The organism is Cellulosimicrobium composti (genome assembly GCF_009711085.1).
GTDB classification, from domain to species: domain Bacteria; phylum Actinomycetota; class Actinomycetes; order Actinomycetales; family Cellulomonadaceae; genus Cellulosimicrobium; species Cellulosimicrobium composti.
In genome coordinates this window covers 1-2,367 of the sequence record NZ_WMKA01000096.1, presented here as the reverse complement: position 1 = coordinate 2,367, position 2,367 = coordinate 1, and the positions used below count along the sequence as shown (strand labels likewise).

Annotated in this window: 4 protein-coding genes; 1 reads left to right on the top strand and 3 read right to left on the bottom strand. The window is 63.5% G+C overall.

Annotated features, from left to right (window positions below; all coding sequences use genetic code 11):
* The first annotated feature begins 313 nt into the window (after positions 1-313).
* On the top strand, positions 314-847 hold the full coding sequence (locus GJV82_RS19075) for a hypothetical protein (RefSeq protein ID WP_155100310.1): 534 nt from the start codon (positions 314-316) through the stop codon (positions 845-847).
* A gap of 63 nt (positions 848-910) precedes the next feature.
* On the opposite strand, the gene GJV82_RS19070 is transcribed toward GJV82_RS19075, so the two are convergent.
* The 3 genes from GJV82_RS19070 to GJV82_RS20345 all read right to left on the bottom strand — a co-directional run.
* Positions 911-1,147 carry a helix-turn-helix domain-containing protein gene (locus GJV82_RS19070; protein WP_318657848.1) on the bottom strand — a complete coding sequence of 79 codons (237 nt, stop codon included), beginning with the start codon at positions 1,145-1,147 and terminating at the stop codon, positions 911-913.
* A complete protein-coding gene (locus tag GJV82_RS19065) occupies positions 1,148-1,624 on the bottom strand; it encodes a DUF2975 domain-containing protein (RefSeq protein WP_155100309.1) in 477 nt (158 codons plus the stop codon).
* Between the two features lie 274 nt (positions 1,625-1,898).
* On the bottom strand, positions 1,899-2,367 hold a 469-nt coding region (locus GJV82_RS20345; RefSeq protein ID WP_404812999.1), incomplete at its 5' end, for a methyltransferase domain-containing protein.

The following is a 2,367-nucleotide window of genomic DNA, read 5'->3' as shown; positions in this document are numbered from 1 at the left end:
GAGCACTGTCCACGACGGATTACGGGACAGCCTCTAGAAGGTTGTGTCTACGATCAGCCGCTGGGCTCACACATGAGTCTCGCGCACTCTCGACCGAGTCCGACAGCCACCACGAGATGCTCGGAGGCGTCTGCAGCCGAGCGCAGCGACGTACGGCGCGATCGAGCCATGTCTGTCAGACATGCCTTGCTACACCAGCAGCAAGACGCTATGGTTCTCGCGCTGCGATCCTGCGCCCGATTTAGCACGCAGGACGCTGCGATCACGGCAAGTTACAACAGAACTACTAGGGGGTTTCATGCCGTTGCGCAGAATGGCCGCAGCGACCGTGGCTACGGTGGGCCTGGCGTTCACCGGTGCCGTTAGTGCCGGCGCCAACACCACGGCTGTCGAATCCGATACCACTCCCGACACCGTCATCATTGACGGACGAGAGTTCGGACCCGAGGACGGCCTTGAGGTCGTGGTCGAGCAGTTCGAGGTCGAGACCGGCGCCGGCACGGTCGGCGAAGTCTTCGACACCCCACTGGAGCCCGGCACCATCACGCCGTTCGCGACCTGGGGAAGCAGTTACGCGACCAGCACCGAGACGTTGCAGCTCAAGTACACGGGTCGCGCTAAGGCCGCCGCAAACGTGTACAACGGTAAGCGGATCATTCAGGTCTGCTTCTGGTACACGCGTGGTACCCAGGTTGTCGCCAGCAAGATCTGCTCGAACGCCTCAAGCGACAGCGGATGGCGTGCCGGAGTCGAGAAGTCGAAGAGCGTGTGGGACTCGCTGGTTCCGAACGCCCCCAAGACGATCTTCAACATCAGCACCGCGAGGATCGACCCCAACATCCACTAGTCGGCCCTGTAGGGAGGGGCGGCACGTACGCGCAGTTCACCGTCCCTCCCTATGGCGCCGCTGTCACGAGGCCGTGCCCGCCGTCTCCAGATCTTCATCCGAGACCCACCTGAGGACGTCCCCTGGTTGACACTCGAGGACGCGGCAAATGGCGTCAAGCGTTGAGAAACGAACCGCCTTGGCACGCCCATTCTTAAGGACCGCAACATTAGCCGGAGTGATTCCGATCGCGTCAGCGAAGTCGCCGACCGGCATCTTCTTCTTGGCAAGAAGGACGTCGATATCGATAACGATCGCCACCTAGATCACCTCCGCAAGCTCTTGACGGTTAGTCGCAGCGTTGCGAAGCAACTCCCTCATCACTACCAGCAGGAGCGCGAGCGCTGCTCCGCCCACCAGAGAGCCGACCAACCCGAGAAACACTAGCGGGCCCCCGATCTGTGCCCCGAAAGTGAGATGACCGAACACTGTGGCGGCGAGCGCGGTGACCGCGGACACGCATGCGATCACTAGGTTGACCGATCTCAGCGCGAGCGGATTGAACGCCTGGTCTTTGGAAGCGAGAGTCAGAAGGTGCCATACCGCCACGAGCGCGACCTCAACGATGAGAAGCGCGACGATCGCTATCGCAGAGTATGGCGCGACCAACCCCGCCACTTCGGGGTACTGCACCCCTACCTCGGTCGCGATCAACGGGGCCAGCACGAGCGCCAGGAGCACGCCGGCCGCGACCAGCACGAGCAAGACCCGCAGGGTGTTCACTAGAGTTCGACTCATGCATCGATTGTCGATGTATATCTATCGTTTGTCAATGTGTGCACACCAGGTCCCGAGCTCGGGGTCGCCTCGCTGGCCGTCAGGTCCTCTGCGTGCCTCTCCGACAGACGCGCTGCAGGATGTCGACCGTGGTCGGCCCTGGCCTCGCTAGGACGACGAGGCGGGTCTCGTGGACCACTCCCCGGGGGTTCTCTCCCGCCGCTCTGACACTGCGGAGACGTCTCTCGCTCCTTGTCAGCACCCACATGCGAGACACCAATGGCGGGTGGGCTCGTCACGAACACCAGCGCTGGATGACGCCTGTGCTGCCGTTCGCGGACGCGCTGCGTGTAGGGCTCTCGCGCGGCCTGGTGCGGATGTCGAGCGCGGCGACCCCGATGAGCAAGGAGCCGAGGGCAACCCCCAGGGGCCATCCGGACAGTGGCTCTCGTTCTATGAGCTCGAAGCACGCGAGAAGCGCCGCGAGGCAGACAGCGAACGCGAGGATGAGCCCTGTCAAGGGACGAACCGTGGGCGACCACGGCAGTCCTTTGGGAACCACGCGGCTCGGATCGGCGACATGCTGCAGTACGCGGTCCGTGTGAGCGCGGTCGACGCTCTCCGGCTCGAGGGCGAGTACGTGAGCATCTCCTGCGCTGACCTTGACGTTGCCCACGGTGCCGACGAGCTCATGCGCGGTAGCGACCGCATCGGCGTCGTGCTCGATGCCTAGAGGCTGTCCCGTATGGGGTGGTTCGGGTGGG

What these genes read in the sequence shown, in the direction of transcription:
- GJV82_RS19065 (WP_155100309.1), bottom strand. Translation starts at nt 1,624, where the DNA reads ATGAGTCGAACTCTAGTGAACACCCTGCGGGTCTTGCTCGTGCTGGTC.
- GJV82_RS19075 (WP_155100310.1), top strand. Translation starts at nt 314, where the DNA reads ATGGCCGCAGCGACCGTGGCTACGGTGGGCCTGGCGTTCACCGGTGCC.